Here is a 19,948-nt window from a genome sequence, read left to right as displayed (position 1 = left end):
GCGCGTGTACCCGGCGACAAGCGTCACGGGTGATAGCGTGATCCGCGCACGGGGGATATCGACGCCTCGCGCCCGTCGACGAAAGTGGAGATCGAGAGATGAAGTTCGCTGTCCCGGGAGTTGTTGCTGCGGTAGTCGGTGCGGTACTCGGCGCCGGAGTTGTGTTCGGAGTGACTGCGGCGGCGTCGGACAACACTCGTCCCGAGATCGATCGCTCCGGCAATGCTGATTCTTCGCTGCTGAACCAGGTTGAGTACGGCAGTCGCTGACGCTTCCGACTCGATCTCTTCCGAACCACTCGGTCGTAGGTGGCTTCTCGGCGTCTCTACCCTTGCTGTTCTCCTCTCGTTTCTGCAGGTTCCCGGCTATACCGTCGCGGATACCAAATACGATCTGACGCAGAATCCTCTTGGATTCCTTGCGCGTGCCTCGCACCAGTGGACGTCACAGGCGCCGCTCGGGCAGGTTCAGAATCAGGCGTACGGCTACTTCTTTCCGCACGGAGCGTTCTTCGCGCTCGGTGATGTGCTGTCCGTACCCCCGTGGGTCACTCAGCGTCTTTGGTGGGCGCTGCTGCTGATCGCGGGCTTCTGGGGCATCATCCGGCTCGCCGAGGCACTCGGCATCGGCAGCAGAACCTCGCGCATCATCGCTGCGATCGCGTTCGCGCTGTCACCTCGCGTCGTCACGACGCTCGCGTCGATCTCGTCGGAGACGATGCCGATGATGCTCGCGCCGTGGGTGCTCATCCCCATCGTGTGGGCCTTCGCCCCCGGCCGCTCCGCCACTCCCACCGCAGGCGCCTCCGCCACTCCCACCGCAGGCGGCTCCGCCGCAGTGGCACGGTTAAGTAGACCCAGGGGCACTTATCCGCGCCACTGGGGCCGAGCCCCCCAAGGCCACTGGGGCCGAGCCCCCCAAGGCCACTGGGGCGGAGCCCCACCGGGTGTCCGCATGCTCGCAGCCCAATCCGCCGCCGCTGTTGCACTCATGGGTGCTGTCAACGCCGTTGCGACGGCGGCAGCCGCCCTCGTCGGCGTGATCTGGATCCTGTGCCACCGACCGAACCGACGGTGGTTCGTCTTCAGCGGCTGGTGGATCGGTTTTCTTCTACTCGCGACGCTGTGGTGGATCATCCCGCTGTTGCTGCTGGGATCCGTCAGCCCGCCGTTCCTCGACTACATCGAATCTTCCGGTACGACGACGCAGTGGGCCTCACTCACCGAAATTCTCCGCGGCACCAGCAGTTGGACCCCGTTCGTCTCTCCTGAACGAGTAGCGGGTGCTGTCCTGGTGACGCAGCCGGCGGCCGTCGTTGCGACGGGTGTGATCGCCGCAGCAGGTGTGGCGGGGCTCGCAATGCGCTCGATGCCTGCGCGCGGACGCCTGACGATCATGCTGTTCGTCGGCATCGTCGGACTCACCGCGGGATACGTCGGCGGACTCGGTTCGCCCGTCGTAGACTCGGTTCGACTGTTTCTCGATTCCGTCGGCGCGCCTCTGCGCAATGTCCACAAACTCGAACCGGTCGTGCGAATTCCGCTTGTACTCGGGCTCGCGCACTTGCTCGCGAAGGTCCCACTGCCGGGCTCGGTGCCTCGCGCCAGATGGAAGCACGCTATCGCGCACCCCGAACGCGATCGGATGGTCGCCCTCGCCGGGCTGGTGCTCGTCGCACTCACGTTCTCCACTTCCCTTGCCTGGACCGGAAAGCTCGCCCCGCGCGGTGCCTACGAGAGCATCCCCGAGTACTGGCACGAGGCCGCCGACTGGCTCACCGACCATGCGTCGGGAATTTCACCCGACGGGTCCGACGCCGAACGCGCGCTCATCGTGCCCGGAGCACCGTTCGCGCTGCAGACGTGGGGCCTCACGCGTGACGAACCACTCCAGGCTCTCGCGACTACGCCGTGGGCCGTCCGCGACTCGGTACCTCTGACGCCACCGGGCGCGATCCGAGCACTCGACTCCGTACAACGCCTCATAGCCGACGGTAGGCCATCCGCCGGGTTGGCGGATACCCTTCTCGGACAGGGGATCCACTACGTCGTCGTACGCAACGACCTCGATCCCGAGACATCACGATCGACGCGTCCGGCGCAGGTACACGCAGCCCTCGACGGGTCGCCGGGGCTGAACAAGGTCGCGGAATTCGGTGAGGAGATCGCACCGGGCATCGTGCAAGGCTTCACCGTCGACGGGGATCTTCGCCCGCCGTATCCAGCCGTCGAAATCTACGCGGTGGAATCTTCGGCAGCCGTGTCCGGGCCTTACACCGTCGATCTCGACCGCGTTCCGTTTGTCCAAGGCGGTCCCGAGTCGATTCAACGATCGAACGAACAGCGCCGCAACGGAGTACCTGATCCGGTTCCGGAGGGACCGGTGATTCTCGCTTCCGATGCCGAGGCCGCGGGCATTCCGGTGCCCTCGGTGACGGTTACCGACACTCCGATGAACAGGGAGACCGATTTCGGGCAGGTCGACAACCACAATTCTGCGCTCAGATCCGCCGACGAACCACGTCGATCACTGAACGAAGTCGCCGACTATCCGGTGTACGGCGCCGACACTGTCGACGGAGAGTGGGAGGGCGCGCGCATCACCGCCTCGAGCTCGGCGTCGGACTCGACGCAGATCGGCGGCACCAAGCCTGGAAGTGGAGTCGCCGCAGTGGTCGACGGCGATCTTGCCACCAGTTGGGTGAGCAATGGAATCGAAAGCGCAGTGGGACAATGGCTTCAGCTCGATTTCGACAAGCCCGTCTCCGGCGGCCTCCTCGAGCTGCGCACCAGCCCCGGCACCATCGGCGACCCAGTCAAATGGTTGGAGATCACCACACCGAACGGTAGTACCGCCGCCCGCATCGACGAGCCCGGTGACCTGATGACGGTATCGCTACCCGGCGGTTCGACGCCATGGGTTCGCATCACCGCAAAGAACACCGTCGACGGCACCAGCGGCAGCCAGTTCGGCATCAGCGAGCTGTCCGTCCAGGACTACTCGAATCGTGATGCACCGCAGCAAGTATCGATCGTCCACCGAGCGGTTCTCCCCGACGTCCCCACCGGCGCGAGCGTGGCGGCGTGGGACCTCGGACAGGAATTCCCCGGACGATCCGGATGCCTGGACACCGGGGATCGAATCCGCTGCAGTAGTGGACTTTCCGTTGCCCCAGAGGAACTGGGGCGCTTCTCGCGCACCCTGTCCGTGCCCGAAGGCACCGCTGTGCTGCCCGAGCTGACACTTCGTACCCGCCAGAGTCCCGAGCTCGAGGCGCTGCTGTCTCAGCCCGGGCGCCCGGTGGCGTCCGGGGCATCCGACGTCGGCGATCTCTCGGGGTCGCCGTTCTCCGCCACCGACGGTGACGATCGCACCGCGTGGACCGCCCCGGAGAAGAGCATCGAGAAGCGCGCGGGCACCCAGCCGACCCTGACGATCACCCTCCCGGAGCCGACCCTCGTCGACGCGCTCACGTTGTCCCCCAGCCTCGGCCCTCTACCTGCGCATCCGACGTCGGTGGCAGTCGATCTCGGTTCGGGGCCTCAGGTTCGCGCGGTCGACCCGAACGAGCCGACGACGATCGACCTGTATCCGCAGGTGACCGACCGTATCGTGCTGTCGATCACCGACTGGGACGACGTACTCGACAAGAACTCGCTCGGCTTCGTGGTCCCGCAACCTCCTGGTCTAGCCGAGGTGACCGTACTGTCCGGTGGCCGCGAGGTAGGCACGCCACTCGACGAAGATCGTCCGATCACCGTCGCCTGCGATGTGGGACCCATCATGTCGATCGCGGGCCTGACCGTCCGCGCATCGGTGACCGCGACACCGGCGCAGCTACGTTCGGGTGCACCAGTGCAGGCCACGATCTGCGAGGGTCCGTTCCCTGTACCCAACGAGACGCTGAACCCTATTCCGGTACCGGAGGGCAGTCAGGACATCGTCGTCGACCCAGGTGCAGCGTTCGTCGTGGATGGAGTTCGTCTGCGCACCATGCCCGTTCCGGCAGTCAGTCCAACCAGCTCGGCGCCACGAGCCGCGGACACCACCGCATGGGGTGCAGATCACCGGGAAATCACGGTGACCGAGCACGACGGCGATCAAGTCCTGGTCGTACCTGAAAGCAACAACAGCGGTTGGCACGCAACATCTCCCGACGGTGCCGAGCTGAAACCCGTCGTCGTGAACGGCTGGCAGCAAGGGTGGATCGTCCCGGCAGGGACATCGGGCACGGTGAGCCTCGACTATCCGTCGGACAAGTGGTATCGACTCGGCATATTCGGCGGCCTCTTCCTCTTGATGCCGTTGACGTTCTTCGCGTTTCGACGAAGCCGAAGCCCTACCGGCGATTCCCCTGCCCCTTGGCGCAGCAGAGCACTCGGCTGGGGCCTACTGTCACTCGCCGTCACCGTGATCGCAGGCGTCGGCGGAATCCTCACGGCGGCAGCAGTCACCGCCGTATTCCTGGCGCTGCAGCGGCGATTCGGCGACGCTATCGCCGCGAGGACCATGGTCTGCATGGCCGGCCTCGGCACACTGCTCGCGACGGCGATGTTGTCGAAGGGTCCGTGGCGTGCCAGTGACGGCTACATCGGTCACTCGTCGCTGATCCAACTGGCTGCGCTGATTGCCCTCGTCGCAGTAGCAGTGAATGCGCTACGAACGTCTTCAGGTCATTCCGCGCGTGAATGACCTGTGGCGCGAAACCGATTGCGCAACGCTCGTCCTGCAGGTTCCTCGACGAGCGCGTAGCTTGCGGCTGCGACCGGAATCGACAGTGCAACAGTCACCGTCAAGATGAGAAGGAAATGACCGGTGAACGGGATGACCCCGAAGACCGGGAAAACCATCGCGAGAATGACCAGGTGCCAGATGAAGATACCGTAGGACCATCGGCCCAACGCCAGCGTCACCGGATGTTCGAGGATCGCGTGTCTACGATGTTCGCCGGCGAGAACCAATGGAGCCAGCAACGCCATCGCCAGGACCGCTCCCAGCGCGATCTTGACCTCGAACTGCCACGGTTCCGGCCGGACCAAACCCTGCGGCCCCGCTAACGGCGTCACCGACGCAACGAATGCGGCAACCGCGATCGCACCGATCACCCGCGAACGGGCCGCCAATCGATGGAGCCACGTCTCCTGTCTCGTCGAGTATTCGGCGAGGATCATTCCCGCCGCGAACCACGGGATGTAACCCGGCAGCCAATTGTCGTGGTGGATGGCGTCAGGCGTCGAAATCGGTATGAAAGCCCACGACAGACTCAGGATGGACGCCGTCAGCAAGACTGGAATGCGGTACCGCGCGGCCTCACCGCGCAGGCCTGCCATCAGCAGTCCCACGACCGGCAACATCAAGTAGAACGCCACCTCGACCGACAGGCTCCACATCTGAGTCATGCCCTCGGTCAACGTCAGCGGAACGAACACCTGCGTCAACGTCAAGTTCGACGCCCAGACCCGCCAGCTGCTACCGGCGTTCGGCAAGAAGAGAAGAACGAGCGTCACGACGACCCAGTACGCCGGGAGAATGCGGACGGCGCGGGAGAAGAGATACCTCGTCACCGGTGGGGCATGCCCCTGCCCTCGTGCCTGCGCAGCGTGAGGCCGCCACAGCAGAAAGCCGGACAGCGCAAAGAAGATGGCAACGGTCAGATCGAAACGTCCCCAGATTCGGCCCATGATCGGCGAACTCGCTGCACCGGTCTGAAACGCGACGTGGGTGACGATGATACCGATCGCAGCGAACGCACGCATTCCCTCGAGGGACGGAATGAACCCACGGAGAGGTACGACGGAGCGAGGCAGCGACTCGGTGGGCGCAGTCGATTCGGGGGGCGTAGTCATTGCATATCCAGTGAAGCATCCCGCTGTGAAACTTGACCATCGTCGGGCGTGCCCGCGACCACAAAGCGTGATCACTGTTACTGTCACCTGCGACGTGGCGATACCAATCGGACACTCCAGGAACGGGCTCTGCACTGCCCAGACCTGTCGGGGGTGGAAGCAGTGGGGCGCCAGGAACACGACTAAGGAGATTCTCACATGGCGGAGCGCTCAGGGCCGAGCCGGATTCTTGCCCTCGTACTTGTAGGCTTGGGCGCATTCCTGCTGGTGGCAGCGATTCTCATCCCGACGTACACGGTGCCCCGCCTCGAGAAGACACCGCTGGATCTCGAAGTGACCACGGTGTCCACCGGAACTGGCAGCGTGCTCAACGCAGCGTCCCTCGCATCAGGCCAGGCCCAGGTCGACCAGAACGTCCCCATGGTGTCGCAGCGATTCGTCACCGTCGAGGACCCGTCGAACGCCGACGAGATCACTCTTCAGGCCGGACAAACACTTCGCCGCAGCGACAAGCAGGGTGACAGCGGACTTCTCACCGCAAGCGTCGACCGGGTGACCATCGACCGCGTCACGTCGATGCCCGTCGAGAATCCCGTCGGCACCATCCAGGTTCAGGGCGACAAGCCCGCCGAGGAAGTTCCGCACACCGGACTCCAGTACAAGTTCCCGTTCAACTCCGAGCAGAAGTCGTACCCGTACTTCGACGTCAACGCCCGCGCTTCGAAGGACATCGACTTCGTCGAAGAGACCGAGATCAACGGTACGAAGGTCTACAAGTACGAGCAGACGGTCGGCCCGGTCGACCTGTCCGGTGTCGTCAACCTCCCGACCAACAAGGTGACTCTTCCGGCTGCTACCTGGGGAGTCGAGGGCGGCGACACTCCCGTCACGATGACTCGCTGGTACGAGAACAACCGCACGGTGTGGGTCGAACCCGAAACCGGTGTGGTCGTCAAGGGCGAGGAGCAGATCCACCAGTACTACTCGCGCACCGCAGGCGAGGCCGAGGTCGATGTACTGAAAGCGCCGATCACGTTCGACGAGAACACCGTCGAGTACCAGATCCAGCAGGCCAAGGACGGCCAGGACAAGATCTCGCTGTTCGGACGCACGATCCCGATCATCGCCGGCATCCTCGGTGTCATCGCATTGATCGCCGGTGTGCTTCTCGGACTTCGCGGCGGCACCGGCGGACCCCGCCATCCCGCACGCACCAGCGGAACGCGTCCGACGAACGACGGCGGCGGTGCAGCACCGGCCGAGCCCCGCGATCGCGACTGGACGACGGATCAAACCGAAGTCATCCCAAGGACGAACCTCTCCAAGGAATAGCCCGAACGGTCGACGAATGGCGCGGCCCTACGGGGTCGCGCCATTCGTGTATCGGGGGGTGCACGCAGCGGGCTGCGTGGCTACCGGCGATCCGTCAACGCCACCACGCACACCACTGCGGTGGTCGCGGCAGCTACCGATACCGCAATGACGACGAACTGCTCCAGCGTCGACGCCACCAGCGTCAGCAGCGCGACCTCGACTGCCAAGCCGAGCCACGCGACGAGTGCGAGCATCGTCCGTTCGCCTGCGATAGCCCACAGCAGCGCACCCTGCAGCACGGCGAGGCACGCGCCCTGCATAGCGAAGATCCACAGGTAGCTCTGCACGGCCGCGTAGTCCTGTCCGGCTAGCACCGTGACCAGACCCGAGGCCACCGCAGCACCGAGGACGAGTGCCGCGCCGATAGCTGCGACGACCGCCAGCGCCGAACGCAAGGCGCCCGCAGAGTGATCGGGATTCGCCATTCGCGGGTAGAGCACAACCCCGACAGCCTGCGGCAGCCAGAATGCGGCCTTGGTGGCCACGGCACCGAGCGCGTAGATCCCGGCATCGCCCTCGCTCAGCCCGGCGCGCGCGAGGATCAAGTCGACCGAGGAGAGCAGAATCAGGACCAGCTGTACTTGCGACGCCCTCAGTACGGTTCCGACGCCTATGCGGACATCTCCTGTACCGACAGTTGCGCCTCGATCGAGTACCCGCGCACCCGCTGCGACCACTCCGGTGCCGACCGCACTCGCCGCCAGGACAATTCCTGGTCCACCGCCGAGGAAGAGCACCAACACGGCCGGAACCACTTTGCCGAAGCCTGCCGACGCGAGCACGACGCTCAAACGACCGAACCGACCCGCTCCCTGCAACAGCCCTTGTTCCGTCGCGAGCAGCACCAGAAGAGGGGCTACGACGAGGGCCGACATCGTCGCCAGCACGCTCGTGTCGAGTGCGAATGCCGCCACCGGCGACACCAGCACCGCGAGCACGGCAACCACCGCCGCACACCGGTAACCGAGAGCGCGCAGCGCGCGACGACTGCGCCCACGCACGAGCTCACGTGCGACGACCGATTGCAATGCCAATGCAGGCACCGCCAGTACCAGCTGGGCCGCGAGGAGACTCGCGAACTCGCCGTAGCGCTCGACGCCCAGGATCCGACTTGCCGGCAGGTGCAACAGGTACGACGCGATGTTGGCCGTCATGGATCCGATCGTCACCATGGTCATCCCGGCCACGGCAGAGACGGAGACGGCGCGAGTCGGCATGCGCCCACGGTATAGGGTGCCGATCATGGCGTCGTCGAGGTCCGGGTGGGCGGCGCCCTTGTACAGCCTGATGTTGTCGATTCTCGTCCTCGGCCCACTGCTCGGTCCCGGGTATCTTCTGCTGCGCGACGCCGTCAGTACCCCTCGGTCCTACTTCACGGATTCGGCATTGGGGACCACCGACGCTGCAGCGCGGGCGGTACCACAGGATGCGCTGATCGCTGCACTGTCGACGGTGTTCGACGGTGGTGTCGTCGTCAAAGCGATTCTGCTCCTTGCGTTGTGGTTGGCGGGCTGGGGAGCTGCACAGATCTCGCGCACGCTGCTCCCGACGGCCGGCACACCTGCTCCGCTGGTTGCGTCGACGGTCGCCATCTGGAACCCGTATGTGGCCGAGCGTCTCTTGCAGGGGCATTGGAGTCTGCTCGTCGGTTACGCAGCTCTTCCGTGGACTGTGGTCGCCTCGGTGACGCTACGACGCACCGGCCGATGGGGTTGGCTCGCAGTGTGTCTCGCAGCAGCAGGGATCACGCCGACCGGCGCTATTCTGGCCGCGATCACCGCCCTGATGTGCGGCATTGCCCTCCGTGCGCGCAGAGCTTTCGTCCTACGTGACTACGCGCTCATCGGGTTGATCTTGGCCGCCTCGTCACCGTGGCTCGTCGCGACCGCCGTGTCGGGAAGCGGTGCGACCGGCACCGACCCTGCCGGCGTCACTGCTTTCGCCGCACGCGCCGAACCAGGTCTGGGGACGCTCGGCAGCCTCGCTGGGCTCGGCGGGATCTGGAACTCCGACGCGGTCCCCGCCACTCGGACAACCGTGTTCGCGGCCTTCGGGACCGCACTGCTCCTTGCTGTCGTCGCACTCGGGCTCGCGCCGCTGTGGCGACGACGACGCAACCCGATCATCAAAGGCACGGCGCTTCTCGCAGCCGTCGCGATCGCAGGACCTGCACTCGCCGCCACCGGCCCAGGACTCGCTCTCGGCGAATGGGCCGCGGTCGACGTTCCCGGCGCTGGGCTTCTTCGCGACGCCCAGAAGTGGGTTGCCCTGGCGATGCCGTTCTACGCCCTCGCCGCGGCTGCAGGCGTCGCGTGGGCAGGTGCGCGGCTGCGCAACCGCTGGCTCCCGGCAGTCGCGGCGGCCCTCGCCGTGGTCATTGCACTCCCAGACTTGATCTGGGGCGTCGGCGGCCAGTTGAAGCCCGTCCAATATCCAAGTTCGTGGTCGGCCGTCGCAGCCGAACTGGAGGATGCCGACGGGGACGTCGCAGTTCTCCCTGCCGGGATGTTTCGAATCTTCCCGTACAGCGGCGCATCCCCGGTACTGGACCCATCTCCGCGAATGCTGCCGCTCGACGTTCTTCAGACCGGAGAACTCGTCGTCGCAGGCGGTTCCGTTCGGGGTGAGGGGACACGGGCAGAAGCCGTCGAGCAGGTTCTGATGGCAGGCGGAAGTGCCACGGAACTGGCAGATCTCAGCGTCGGTTGGGTACTGCTCGAACGCACGACACCGGGCGAGCTGGGCGCGTCGGACACATCGTTGCATCAACTGTCCGTCGCGTACGTCGACGACGAACTCGCGCTCTATCGTGTACCCGGCGACATCCAGGGCAGCGAACCGACGAACAATCTGGCCGTCGGCGCGGCGCACCTTCTGTGGATCGCGCTATTGGTGGGCGGGCTGGGCTGGGCGATATTCCCTCGGCGATACAAGCCCTGAGACGTGCGTTCCCGCGACCGATGCCGCCAGGACTCGTTGCACACCGTGGGCGGTTTGGTCCCACGAGAACTCACGCGATCGAACCCGCGCCTTCTCGCCGAGATCGGCACGCATGTCGTCGTCGAGCAACAGCTCCGCCACTGCATCGGTCAGCGCTTCGACATCACGATCCGCGGCCTCCGAGCCCACCAGAACACCCGTCACGCCGTCGATGATGGAGTCGGTCAAGCCTTTCGAACTGCGATAGCCGACCGTGGGCACCCCGTGCTGTGCGGCCTCGACGACGGCGAGTCCCCACCCCTCTTTACGGGACGGCATCACGTGCACCCAGGAGCGGCCGAGCAATTCGTGCTTGCGAGCCTCGTCGACGTGGCCGTGAAAAGTCACGGCGCTGGCGATGCCGAGCATCTCGACACGCTCTCGCAGATTGTCCTCCCACCAACCGCCACCGATGATGTCCAGGTGTAGGCCGGGCACCACGAAGCGAAGCGATGCGACAGCCGCCAGCGCATCCTCGATCTGCTTGTGCGGAACCAACCTCGACAGGACCGACAACGAGGGATGCGGAGTCCTGCGATCCACGACGGAAGCCGTCGGTATGGCGTCGGCACCGTTCCGTACCACGGCAACTCGTTCCCGATCGACCCCCAACGCGACCAGCTCGTCCGCCGACGGCAACGACACCGTCAAATACTGGCTACGACGATGCACTCGCGGAGAGACAGTGCTCTCGAGCCACCACCCGAGCTTCGCCATCAGCGGCCCCGCGACGGGCCACTGCTCGCGGTGACAATGGTGTACGAGGAGGGTCACCGGCGCGCCCGCAACGAGGCGCGAGAAGAACGGGATGCCGTTCTGGGTGTCGACGACCGCATCCGGACGAATTCCACGGAGAGACCCGAAGCCGAGGCGCCCCGCGGCGATCGCAGCCAAAGCTCGCGGATAGACACTCAGCCGCCCGCCGGCCCGACTGATGCGAATACCGTCGACGACTTCTTCGGCAGGCGCTCCCGGATACGACGCCGTGCGCAGAGTTACCTTCACGCCACGGGCGGCCAGGCCAGCACCGACCTGCTCCAGATAGCGTTCGCTTCCACCGCCTTGAGGGTGGCCGGTATCGCGCCAGCAGAGCAACAGCACCTCGCGCACGCTTTCGTCCCCCATCACAGCAATGAACATGAACTTCGAGACACCCTAGCGGTTCATCCGGCCCCACGGCGCTCCGACATGTACCGCTCGCCTACTCTTCTTCCTCGTGCGACTAGCGTGGAATGGCTCTACTGGCGGCAGCTCCGCCGTCACCAAGCTATTCGGTAGGCGCGCCACGCTGCGCAGATCCGTCAGCCTGCTACGCGACTTCGGCCACGAACAGTCCGCGCCCGACATCTTCTACGGCGCCCTCGCCCGCGATTCCGTCGAACTCATCGGCGACCTCTTCCGGGGCCTGACGGGCGAGGAACTGCAGGGCCGCGTCGTGCTCGACGTCGGCGGTGGGCCGGGTTACTTCGCCGAGGTATTCCACGACAGCGGCGCACGCTACGTCCCCGTCGAACCCGATGCCTCGGAAATGCACGCCGCAGGCCTGTCGGTCCATGGAAGTGTGCGCGGTTCGGGGATGGCGCTTCCGTTCCGAGACGACAGCGTCGACGTCTGCTTCTCCTCCAACGTCGCCGAGCACGTCCGCGAGCCATGGGTCATGGCCGAGGAGATGCTCCGAGTCACCCGCCCCGGCGGAATGATGGTGTTGTCCTACACGCTGTGGTGGGGCCCGTTCGGTGGCCACGAAACACGCCCCTGGCACTATCTGGGCGGCGAGTACGCGGCCAAGCGATACACCCGCACCCACGGCCACGAACCCAAGAACCGATTCGGCGAATCCCTCTTCGATATCGGCGCCGGTGACGGATTACGTTGGGCACGAAACACTCCCAACGGAGAACTGCTCGCCGCATTCCCGCGATACCACCCGCGCTGGGCATGGTGGATCATCAGAATCCCAGTACTCCGCGAACTCCTCGCAAGCAACCTCGTACTGGTCTTCCGCGCCCACTGACACAGCCCATTCCACAGGCTCCACTCCCGGGTACGTTGGAACGATGACAGCGCTGGCACTGGATATCGGGGGAACCAAGATGACCGCGGCCGTCGTCGGCGACGACGGCAGGCCCGGGGAACCCCTGACCGTCCCGACGCCTGAGCGCGGAGTGTGGAAAGCGTGCTCGGAACTGCTCGGCGCAGTAGCAGTCGGCACCGACATACAGGGCGTCGGCATTGCCTGCGCAGGCCCGGTCGACACCACCGCAGGGGTAGTCGCGCCGATCAACATCCCGGAGTGGAAGGACGGCTTCGACCTGAACGGTGCCGTCGGCAAGCTCTTTCCCGACGCTTCGATCAGCGTGGCCATGGACGGTGGATGCGCCGCGCTCGGAGAGCACAAGTTCGGTGCTGCAGTCGGCGTCGACGACGTCCTGAGCTTGGTTGTTTCGACTGGGATCGGCGGCGGACTCGTGTTGGGCGGCGAGATCGTGGGCGGTCGAAGCGGCAACGCCGGCCACATCGGCCACATCGTCGTACCCGGTTCGACGACGCCATGTACGTGTGGCGGACTCGGCTGCGTCGAGACCGTGTCCAGCGGCCCCTCTGCCGTCCGCTGGGCACAGGAACAGGGTTGGACCGGTAGCACCGGTGCCGAACTGGCGCTCTCCGCGAGGGAGGGTGACGTCGTGGCGATCACCACGCTGCAGCGGGCAGGCGTTGCGCTCGGGCAGGCCATCGCGTCGGCCGCCGCACTCGTCGACGTGAATCTCGTCGTCATCGGGGGAGGATTCGCGCAGGCCGGGCCGCCGCTGTGGGATCCGATCCAGGAGTCCGCGGCTCTCCATGCGCGCCTTCGATTCCTCGATGGCCTCGAGATCGTCCCGGCGAAGCTCGGGGCTGTCGGAACCCTCACCGGGGCGGCCATCCTCGCCGTGGGTGCGGCTTCACCACCGTAGGTTGCGGTGGCCGGTCCGCATGAAACTCCTTCCCAATTTCTGGAACGTGTTCTAGTCTCGTTCCATGACGGACTTCGACAAGTTGTTCATCGGCGGCCACTGGTCAACGCCGTCGACCGAGGAGACCCTGGAGGTCTTCTCCCCCGCCACGGAAGAGCGGGTCGGCAGTACCCCGGTCGCCGCTCCGGCCGACATCGACGCCGCTGCGACCGCAGCGCGTGCGGCCTTCGACTCGGGTCCATGGGCCCGCACCACTCCCGCCGAACGAGCACAAGTTCTCGCCCGCGCTGCCGGATTGATCGAAGCGCGTAGCGCAGAGTTGACCGCGGTGATCTCCGACGAGATGGGCGCCCCCTATTCGATGGTGGGGATGCTCCAGCAGACTCCCGCGCTCGCGGTACTCAACTACTACACCGAGCTCGCCGGCACGTTTCCATGGAAGGAGACCCGGGTCGGCGCATTCGGCCAGACCACGGTCACTCGCGAACCCGTCGGCGTCGTCGCCGCCGTCATCGCCTGGAACGTCCCACTGTTCCTTGCCGTCAACAAACTCGCACCTGCTCTGCTCGCCGGCTGCTCGGTACTACTCAAGCCCGCACCGGAGACACCGCTCGGCGCGAACCTGCTTGCCGACATCTTCACCGAAGCAGGCGTCCCCGAAGGCGTCCTGTCGGTTCTCCCCGGCGGCGCCGAGACCGGCGAATACCTGGTCTCGCACCCTCTCGTCGACAAGGTGACGTTCACGGGAAGCACCGCAGTCGGACGATCGATCGGAACCATCGCGGCTCAGCAGCTCAAGCGTTGCTCCCTCGAACTGGGAGGAAAGTCTGCAGCCATCCTGCTCGAGGACATGGACATCCCCTCGACCATGCCGATGCTGTTGATCTCGGGTCTGATGAACAGCGGGCAGGCATGCGTCGCGCAGACGAGAATCCTCGCGCCACGGTCACGGTACGACGAGATTCTCGACGCCATGGTCGCGGGTGCCGGCTGGATGAAGGTCGGCGACCCGAAGGATCCTGCCACGCAGCTGGGTCCGTTGATCTCAGAGAAGCAGCGCACGCGCGTCGAAGGCTACATCGCGAAGGGCAAGGCCGAAGGTGCGCGCGTCATCCTCGGCGGCGGACGGCCGGAAGGCCTGGACACTGGGTGGTACGTGGAGCCGACTATCTTCGCCGACGTCGACAACTCGATGACCATTGCTCGCGAGGAAATCTTCGGACCGGTACTGGCCGTCATACCGTACGACTCGGAAGACGAGGCCATCAAGATTGCCAACGATTCCGACTACGGCCTCGCCGGTTCCGTCTGGACCACGAACATCGATCACGGACTCGAAGTAGCCGCGCAGATCCGCACGGGGACCTATGCGATCAACTGGTACGCCTTCGATCCGAGTTCACCGTTCGGCGGGTACAAGAACTCCGGCATCGGACGCGAAAGCGGCCCCGAAGGTCTCGACGCCTACTGCGAGCTCAAGTCGGTCCTCATGCCTCCGGGGTATGTGAGCTGATCCAGCTCGTCAGCTCCACGAAAGCCCTTGACAACACTGACGCCGCCGCCCAAATCGATCGGGCGGCGGCGTCAGTACTGGTAGCGCTTACGCGCCCAAACGCTGCTTCAGCGCGTCGAACTCATCCTTGATGCCGGTGGGGAGCTTCTCGCCGACGAACTCGAACCACTCCTCGATCAGCGGGATCTCGGCCTTCCACTCGTCGACGTTCACCGCGAGTGCTTCTGCGACATCCTCGACCGTGGTGTCGAGTCCGGAGATGTCGAGTGCATCCGCCGTCGGAACGACACCGATGGGCGTTTCGACGCCTGCAGCCTTGTGCTCGATGCGCTCCACGATCCACTTCAGGACGCGTGAGTTCTCGCCGAATCCGGGCCACAGGAAGCGCTTGTCGTCGCCGCGACGGAACCAGTTGACGTAGAACACCTTCGGCAGCTTCGAATCGTCTGCATTCTTGCCGAGGTCGATCCAGTGCTGGAAGTAGTCACCGACGTTGTAGCCGAGGAACGGCAGCATCGCCATCGGGTCGCGGCGGATGGTACCGACCGTGCCCTCTGCTGCTGCAGTCTGCTCGGAACCGACGGTAGCGCCCATGAACACGCCGTGCTGCCAGTCGCGTGCCTCGGTGACCAGCGGGACGGTCGTCTTGCGGCGTCCACCGAACAGGATCGCCGAAATCGGCACACCCTTCGGGTCGTCCCACTCGGCCGCCATCGACGGGCACTGAGCCATCGGCACGCAGTAGCGCGAGTTCGGATGCGCTGCATCGGTACCCGACTCGGGTGTCCAGTCGTTGCCCTTCCAGTCGATCAGGTGATCGGGAGTACCTTCCAGGCCCTCCCACCACACGTCACCGTCGTCGGTCAGACCGACGTTGGTGAACACCGAGTTGCCCTGATCGATGGTCTTCATCGCGTTGGGGTTCGAGTCCCAGTTGGTACCGGGTGCGACTCCGAAGAAACCGAACTCGGGGTTGACGGCATACAGGCGCCCGTCCTCACCGAAACGCATCCAGGCAATGTCGTCACCGATGGTCTCGGCGCGCCATCCTGGGATGGTCGGCTGAATCATCGCCAGGTTGGTCTTGCCACAGGCCGACGGGAACGCCGCAGCGATGTAGTACGCCTTGTCCTCCGGCGAGATCAGCTTGAGGATCAGCATGTGCTCGGCGAGCCAGCCCTCGTCGTGCGCCATCGCCGACGCGATACGCAGCGAGTAGCACTTCTTGCCGAGCAGGGCGTTGCCGCCGTAGCCCGAGCCGAAGCTCCAGATCTCGCGATCCTCGGGGTAGTGCGTGATGTATTTGGTGTCGTTGCACGGCCACGGCACGTCGTCCTGGCCTTCGGCGAGGGGAGCGCCGAGCGAATGCAATGCCTTCACGAAGAATCCGTCTTCGCCGAGCTTGTCGAGCACAGCGGCACCCATGCGCGTCATCACGCGCATGGACACGACGACGTACTCGGAGTCGGTGATTTCGACGCCTAGCTTCGGATCCTCGGCGCCGAGCGGGCCCATGCAGAACGGGACGACGTACATGGTGCGTCCGCGCATGCAGCCGCGGTACAGCTCCGTCATGAGACTGCGCATCTCCGACGGGTCCATCCAGTTGTTGGTCGGTCCGGCGTCGATCTCGCGCTTGGAACAGATGTAGGTCCGCGACTCGACACGAGCGACGTCCGACGGGTCCGAGTTGCCGAGGAACGAGTTGGGCTTCTTCTCGTCGTTGAGGCGGGTGAAGGTGCCAGCATCCACCAACTGGGTGGTCAGACGCTCCCACTCTTCGTCGGAGCCGTCAGCGAAAACCACACGTTCCGGCTCGGTGAGTTCTGCTACCTGCTGCACCCATGCAAGGAGTTCCTTGTGCTGGGTGGGAGGTGCGGCGTCAGTGCCGTTCAAACCGGGAATGGTCGCTGAGGTCATCTAACTCTCCTGGGGTGGGCCGGAACCAGAAACGACATCCAACCACTGGGGGGCAGAACAGCGGTTGGAGCAGATCCGATCATCCCCTCTCGGTGGGGAGCTGCCCGATCACTCGATCTGCGTATACCGCATCATAGACGGTTACGTCAATCCGAGGACAGGGCGCCGGGTGTCCTGGCCTTAGGTTAACGCTGGAAGTTCTCAATCCGGAATCTGGGTGTTGTCCGATAGGTCACAAGAACGATTCAGCTACCCGCAAGTAGGCTCCCACAGGCCCCGAGCAGCGCGAATTCCTTGTCAGGACATTACGTACTGGGTGCTCCAGCTCACTCGAATACGTCCCCGGACGAAGCCTGCTCCCACCTCGACGTGCCATCGGCAGCCCGAAAAATCTCCCATGTCTCGTAATGCCCACCACGTCCGACGGTGGTGAACGTATCCATCACACCATCGGCGTCGCGGTCTCTGGCGACCGTCATTCCCGCCTCGGTGTAGCTCGTTCGCGTTTCCTCGTATCCGTCTCCGTCGACGTCGAACATCTCGACCGAGTCCACGGCGCTCCCCAACGACTCCCCATCGTCTGCATGCGCATGACCCTCATCAGAAAACACATCGCTAGAAAACACGTCGCCGAGATCCATCATCCGCACTCCGATCGTCCAGCCACCCGACAGAACTGCCACCTTCTTGGTCAGACGCACGGACAGCGCCTCCGGTTCCATGCTCACCGGGTTACATGCCCGCCGACGCAGCTACCTCTCCGACGGCTGATAGGCGCTGCGGATGGGGCCGCCGAATCGCTCGATGCCACGATCAAGAGTCGCCAGGTCGCGGTCGCACCCAGCCAGGACGGCAGCCCGACGCTCGGCCGCCGCTCGCAGTTCGGACTCGACGCGCTCCAATTCTGTGTCCGCCGAGAGCGCGACCGAGCGCGAGGTCTCGTGGGTGGCAGCGGAGAACGCCGTCTCGGTCGCGAGAATCCGAGCCAGAGCCCCTTGTTCGAGTCCCGATCGTGCCGAGGCGGACACATCGGCGACCCAGGTCCGCAGATGCGCTCGGTCGGCGACGAGTGTTCGAGATCGGACCAGCCACCACGCACTCACGGCGCCGAGGACCAAGGACACCGGTATCACAGCGATGTCGAGTGCCGGAACCACCGACAGCGGTGACATGACGATGCGCCCCAGCCCCACACCAGCCGAAGCGCCGACAAGGATCATCATCTTGTCCTCGACACCTCGGCTGCGGACTGTGGGCTCCGCGCGGTCGACGATCAGAGCCCCCGAAGGTGGAGGTTCCGCTGACAGCGCGAGTTCGATGTCGACAGCACGCAGTCGTTCGATTAGTCGGGAATCTACGCTCGAAGCCACCAGTGCGAGCTGATCGGCCAGCTCGACGTGCAGATGCCGCAGTCCCGCCCGCCCTGCGGACTCGATCGCTCCCCTCGCCGACACTGCGTATCCGCGGGTCGCGTCGTTGATGTCATGAATGGTCTCGGAGCGTGCGAGTTGCATTCTGCTGCGCAGTGCGGCGGAGCGTTCCGCGCGCGTCCTGTCTCGAACATCGACGAGGCGTGCGCGTTCGGCACGCAGTCCCGCAGTGTTCGAGACGCTGGTCACCGCCCGCGCCTTGGCGAGGATTTCCTGTCTGGCACCGGCGGCAGCGTCCCGAACAGCGGCGTTGTACTTACGCTCACGCAACACATCTCGGTGTTGTGTGAGGGCGCTCTCGACGAATCCGTGGACATCGACGATCCCGGACTCCTCGTACAACGTCGAGCGCATCCTCGGGTCGACCGCGATACGAGCGCGCTCCGCGAGTGTGGCCGACGTCGGCCAGAAGGACGCATCGACCGCACGGGGGACGTACTCGGCGATGGACGCTGCCACGGCCCGCTGCACATCCCGCCAGTCCCGGTGTACGTCGATCTTGTTGACGAGCAGTCCGGTCGTCGTGGATTCGAGCGCCGATGCAAGATCGGTCAGCGCTCGCCGCCCGAGAGGTGCGGACGCGTCGAGCACGAACAGCACCACCGCTGCCGACGCCACGTCGGGGGCGCGTTCGAGCCGCGAACCTGGCAGTAGGTCGAGTTCGGCTTCGATCGACGACACTCCCGAACCACTCGTCCCGGCGATGAACACGCCAACCGGGTCGGCCTCCCGGGCGGACGCGATGGAATCCACGCCTGGTGGAAACCACCGCTTGACGACGCTGTCCATGTCATTGGGGAGGTCGATCATCGCTCGCGCATTCGCAGGTATCCCCGGGTGACAGCGAGGGCAGCCCGTGCTCGAGCCGGCTCGTCGGTGCTCTGCCATCGGCTCTGCCAGTGCTGGGCTGTGCTGAGGGTGGGGAGCTTTTCTTCCGGCTCGCCGAGCGCGCGTAGCGCCGAGCGCATCATCGCGACGACAGCCTCGTCGGAGCCCAGGTAGCGCTCGAGCTCGGTCGCGTCGGGATGCTGGGCAACGAGTTCGGTGAGCCGGTGCAGCAATTTCCCCTGGCGATCGATACGGACAGTGTCGACAGCCCGGCGCACCGCTCGAGCGACAGCGTCGACCCCACTTCTCTCTGCCAGCAGCAGCCGCAGCGTTGCATCATCGGTATCGGGATTGACCGTGAGCGTGTCGACCGCGATTCGCACTCCGCAGGTCTCGACCTGTTCGAGGAGTTCCACTCGCGCCTGCCTCGGCATCTGAAGTGTTGCTCTGACGAAGCGTTCGGGCGTCAGCAACATATCCGTGGTGACGGCATTCGCGGCCGGTCGCAGCAACCCGAACGAGGACGGGAGCCCCCGCATGACGCTCGCTGCGATGGTCGCCATGAGCGGATACACCGGTGCGCCGACCACGGCCGACAGTCTCTCGATCACTGTGTCGAGGTGATCGATCGTGTCTGCTTTGGCGAGTACGAACACGACTTCGGTTGCCGGCGCCACGGCATCGATGTCCGCTTGATGAGCTCCGCTGGCCAACACGTGAACCAACACATCACCGTCGAGGACGGGATCCGGAGACCATGGAACATCGATCGATGCGGCTTCCACGATGTCGACGCCGTCGATCCGTAGGTCGTGATGCGCGGTGAGCACCGTCCGTACCGAGGACTTCCCTACTCCCGTGCGTCCGGACACCTGCACTCGAACCGCCGAGAAACACCGGTCCGCAGCATCGCCGATTGCGCGTCCGAGAGCGGTGCCGTGCTCCGCTAGCCCCCGAACGATCGCCGAAGACACGCCATTGTTCGCCTCGTCGTTCACGCGATTCCCCACCCCTAGATCGTTGTAGATCCTTTTCGACCGGTCCCCACCCGTCGCGCTGCGCAATTCTGGCACAGATGACCGACAGAAGGCCGGAGAGAAGGCA

Annotated in this window: 14 protein-coding genes; 7 read left to right on the top strand and 7 right to left on the bottom strand. The window is 65.0% G+C overall.

The features are described 5' to 3' along the window. The first annotated feature begins 98 nt into the window (after positions 1 to 98). Entirely contained in the window at positions 99 to 269 is a 171-nt protein-coding gene (locus tag WDS16_RS24420) for a DUF2613 domain-containing protein (protein ID WP_082897675.1), read from the top strand. Next, the gene (locus WDS16_RS24415) at positions 250 to 4,692 is read left to right on the top strand and encodes an alpha-(1->3)-arabinofuranosyltransferase (RefSeq protein ID WP_338888415.1); all 4,443 of its coding nucleotides are present in this window, start codon (positions 250 to 252) and stop codon (positions 4,690 to 4,692) included. The genes WDS16_RS24420 and WDS16_RS24415 overlap by 20 nt, the downstream gene beginning before the upstream one ends. On the opposite strand, the gene WDS16_RS24410 is transcribed toward WDS16_RS24415, so the two are convergent. After that, positions 4,674 to 5,846 (bottom strand): acyltransferase, encoded by a 1,173-nt coding sequence (locus WDS16_RS24410; protein ID WP_338888414.1) that lies wholly within the window; start codon positions 5,844 to 5,846, stop codon positions 4,674 to 4,676. The genes WDS16_RS24415 and WDS16_RS24410 overlap by 19 nt on opposite strands. Before the next feature lie 198 nt (positions 5,847 to 6,044). On the opposite strand from WDS16_RS24410, the gene WDS16_RS24405 reads away from it, so the two are divergent. Beyond that, positions 6,045 to 7,178: a DUF3068 domain-containing protein gene (locus tag WDS16_RS24405; protein WP_338888412.1), complete on the top strand. Its 1,134-nt coding sequence runs from the start codon at positions 6,045 to 6,047 to the stop codon at positions 7,176 to 7,178. A gap of 80 nt (positions 7,179 to 7,258) precedes the next feature. On the opposite strand, the gene WDS16_RS24400 is transcribed toward WDS16_RS24405, so the two are convergent. Next, positions 7,259 to 8,437 carry a polysaccharide biosynthesis protein gene (locus WDS16_RS24400; RefSeq protein ID WP_338888410.1) on the bottom strand — a complete coding sequence of 393 codons (1,179 nt, stop codon included), beginning with the start codon at positions 8,435 to 8,437 and terminating at the stop codon, positions 7,259 to 7,261. A 25-nt stretch (positions 8,438 to 8,462) separates the two neighbouring features. On the opposite strand from WDS16_RS24400, the gene WDS16_RS24395 reads away from it, so the two are divergent. Then, the gene (locus tag WDS16_RS24395) at positions 8,463 to 10,160 is read left to right on the top strand and encodes a hypothetical protein (RefSeq protein ID WP_338888408.1); all 1,698 of its coding nucleotides are present in this window, start codon (positions 8,463 to 8,465) and stop codon (positions 10,158 to 10,160) included. Here the strand turns inward: WDS16_RS24395 and WDS16_RS24390 are convergent. Then, positions 10,107 to 11,309 carry a glycosyltransferase family 4 protein gene (locus tag WDS16_RS24390; RefSeq protein ID WP_338893604.1) on the bottom strand — a complete coding sequence of 401 codons (1,203 nt, stop codon included), beginning with the start codon at positions 11,307 to 11,309 and terminating at the stop codon, positions 10,107 to 10,109. The genes WDS16_RS24395 and WDS16_RS24390 overlap by 54 nt on opposite strands. Positions 11,310 to 11,415: 106 nt before the next feature. On the opposite strand from WDS16_RS24390, the gene WDS16_RS24385 reads away from it, so the two are divergent. From WDS16_RS24385 to WDS16_RS24375, 3 genes are all read left to right on the top strand, one after another. Next, positions 11,416 to 12,213 (top strand): class I SAM-dependent methyltransferase, encoded by a 798-nt coding sequence (locus tag WDS16_RS24385; protein WP_338888406.1) that lies wholly within the window; start codon positions 11,416 to 11,418, stop codon positions 12,211 to 12,213. Between the two features lie 43 nt (positions 12,214 to 12,256). Beyond that, the gene (locus WDS16_RS24380; protein WP_338888404.1) at positions 12,257 to 13,153 is read left to right on the top strand and encodes an ROK family protein; all 897 of its coding nucleotides are present in this window, start codon (positions 12,257 to 12,259) and stop codon (positions 13,151 to 13,153) included. A 64-nt stretch (positions 13,154 to 13,217) separates the two neighbouring features. Continuing rightward, positions 13,218 to 14,666, top strand: a complete 1,449-nt coding sequence (locus WDS16_RS24375) for an aldehyde dehydrogenase (RefSeq protein WP_338888402.1) — start codon at positions 13,218 to 13,220, stop codon at positions 14,664 to 14,666. Between the two features lie 87 nt (positions 14,667 to 14,753). Here WDS16_RS24375 and WDS16_RS24370 read toward each other — a convergent pair whose 3' ends face one another. From WDS16_RS24370 to WDS16_RS24355, 4 genes are all read right to left on the bottom strand, one after another. Continuing rightward, the gene (locus WDS16_RS24370; RefSeq protein ID WP_338888400.1) at positions 14,754 to 16,586 is read right to left on the bottom strand and encodes a phosphoenolpyruvate carboxykinase (GTP); all 1,833 of its coding nucleotides are present in this window, start codon (positions 16,584 to 16,586) and stop codon (positions 14,754 to 14,756) included. Between the two features lie 326 nt (positions 16,587 to 16,912). Then, positions 16,913 to 17,308 carry a DUF6802 family protein gene (locus tag WDS16_RS24365; protein WP_338893603.1) on the bottom strand — a complete coding sequence of 132 codons (396 nt, stop codon included), beginning with the start codon at positions 17,306 to 17,308 and terminating at the stop codon, positions 16,913 to 16,915. Between the two features lie 30 nt (positions 17,309 to 17,338). After that, a complete protein-coding gene (locus tag WDS16_RS24360) occupies positions 17,339 to 18,826 on the bottom strand; it encodes a hypothetical protein (RefSeq protein WP_338888398.1) in 1,488 nt (495 codons plus the stop codon). Next, positions 18,823 to 19,842 carry a hypothetical protein gene (locus tag WDS16_RS24355; protein ID WP_338888396.1) on the bottom strand — a complete coding sequence of 340 codons (1,020 nt, stop codon included), beginning with the start codon at positions 19,840 to 19,842 and terminating at the stop codon, positions 18,823 to 18,825. Before WDS16_RS24355 ends, WDS16_RS24360 begins: the two co-directional genes overlap by 4 nt. Positions 19,843 to 19,948 lie beyond the last annotated feature (106 nt).

This window comes from Rhodococcus sovatensis (assembly GCF_037327425.1).
Lineage (GTDB): Bacteria > Actinomycetota > Actinomycetes > Mycobacteriales > Mycobacteriaceae > Rhodococcoides > Rhodococcoides sovatense.
The sequence above is the reverse complement of the archived record's forward strand: the minus strand, read 5'-3'. Positions and strand labels throughout refer to the sequence as shown.

What these genes read in the sequence shown, in the direction of transcription:
- WDS16_RS24395 (WP_338888408.1), top strand. Translation starts at nt 8,463, where the DNA reads ATGGCGTCGTCGAGGTCCGGGTGGGCGGCGCCCTTGTACAGCCTGATG.
- WDS16_RS24370 (WP_338888400.1), bottom strand. Translation starts at nt 16,586, where the DNA reads ATGACCTCAGCGACCATTCCCGGTTTGAACGGCACTGACGCCGCACCT.
- WDS16_RS24405 (WP_338888412.1), top strand. Translation starts at nt 6,045, where the DNA reads ATGGCGGAGCGCTCAGGGCCGAGCCGGATTCTTGCCCTCGTACTTGTA.
- WDS16_RS24365 (WP_338893603.1), bottom strand. Translation starts at nt 17,308, where the DNA reads ATGGAACCGGAGGCGCTGTCCGTGCGTCTGACCAAGAAGGTGGCAGTT.
- WDS16_RS24420 (WP_082897675.1), top strand. Translation starts at nt 99, where the DNA reads ATGAAGTTCGCTGTCCCGGGAGTTGTTGCTGCGGTAGTCGGTGCGGTA.
- WDS16_RS24375 (WP_338888402.1), top strand. Translation starts at nt 13,218, where the DNA reads ATGACGGACTTCGACAAGTTGTTCATCGGCGGCCACTGGTCAACGCCG.
- WDS16_RS24410 (WP_338888414.1), bottom strand. Translation starts at nt 5,846, where the DNA reads ATGACTACGCCCCCCGAATCGACTGCGCCCACCGAGTCGCTGCCTCGC.
- WDS16_RS24400 (WP_338888410.1), bottom strand. Translation starts at nt 8,437, where the DNA reads ATGCCGACTCGCGCCGTCTCCGTCTCTGCCGTGGCCGGGATGACCATG.
- WDS16_RS24360 (WP_338888398.1), bottom strand. Translation starts at nt 18,826, where the DNA reads ATGATCGACCTCCCCAATGACATGGACAGCGTCGTCAAGCGGTGGTTT.
- WDS16_RS24380 (WP_338888404.1), top strand. Translation starts at nt 12,257, where the DNA reads ATGACAGCGCTGGCACTGGATATCGGGGGAACCAAGATGACCGCGGCC.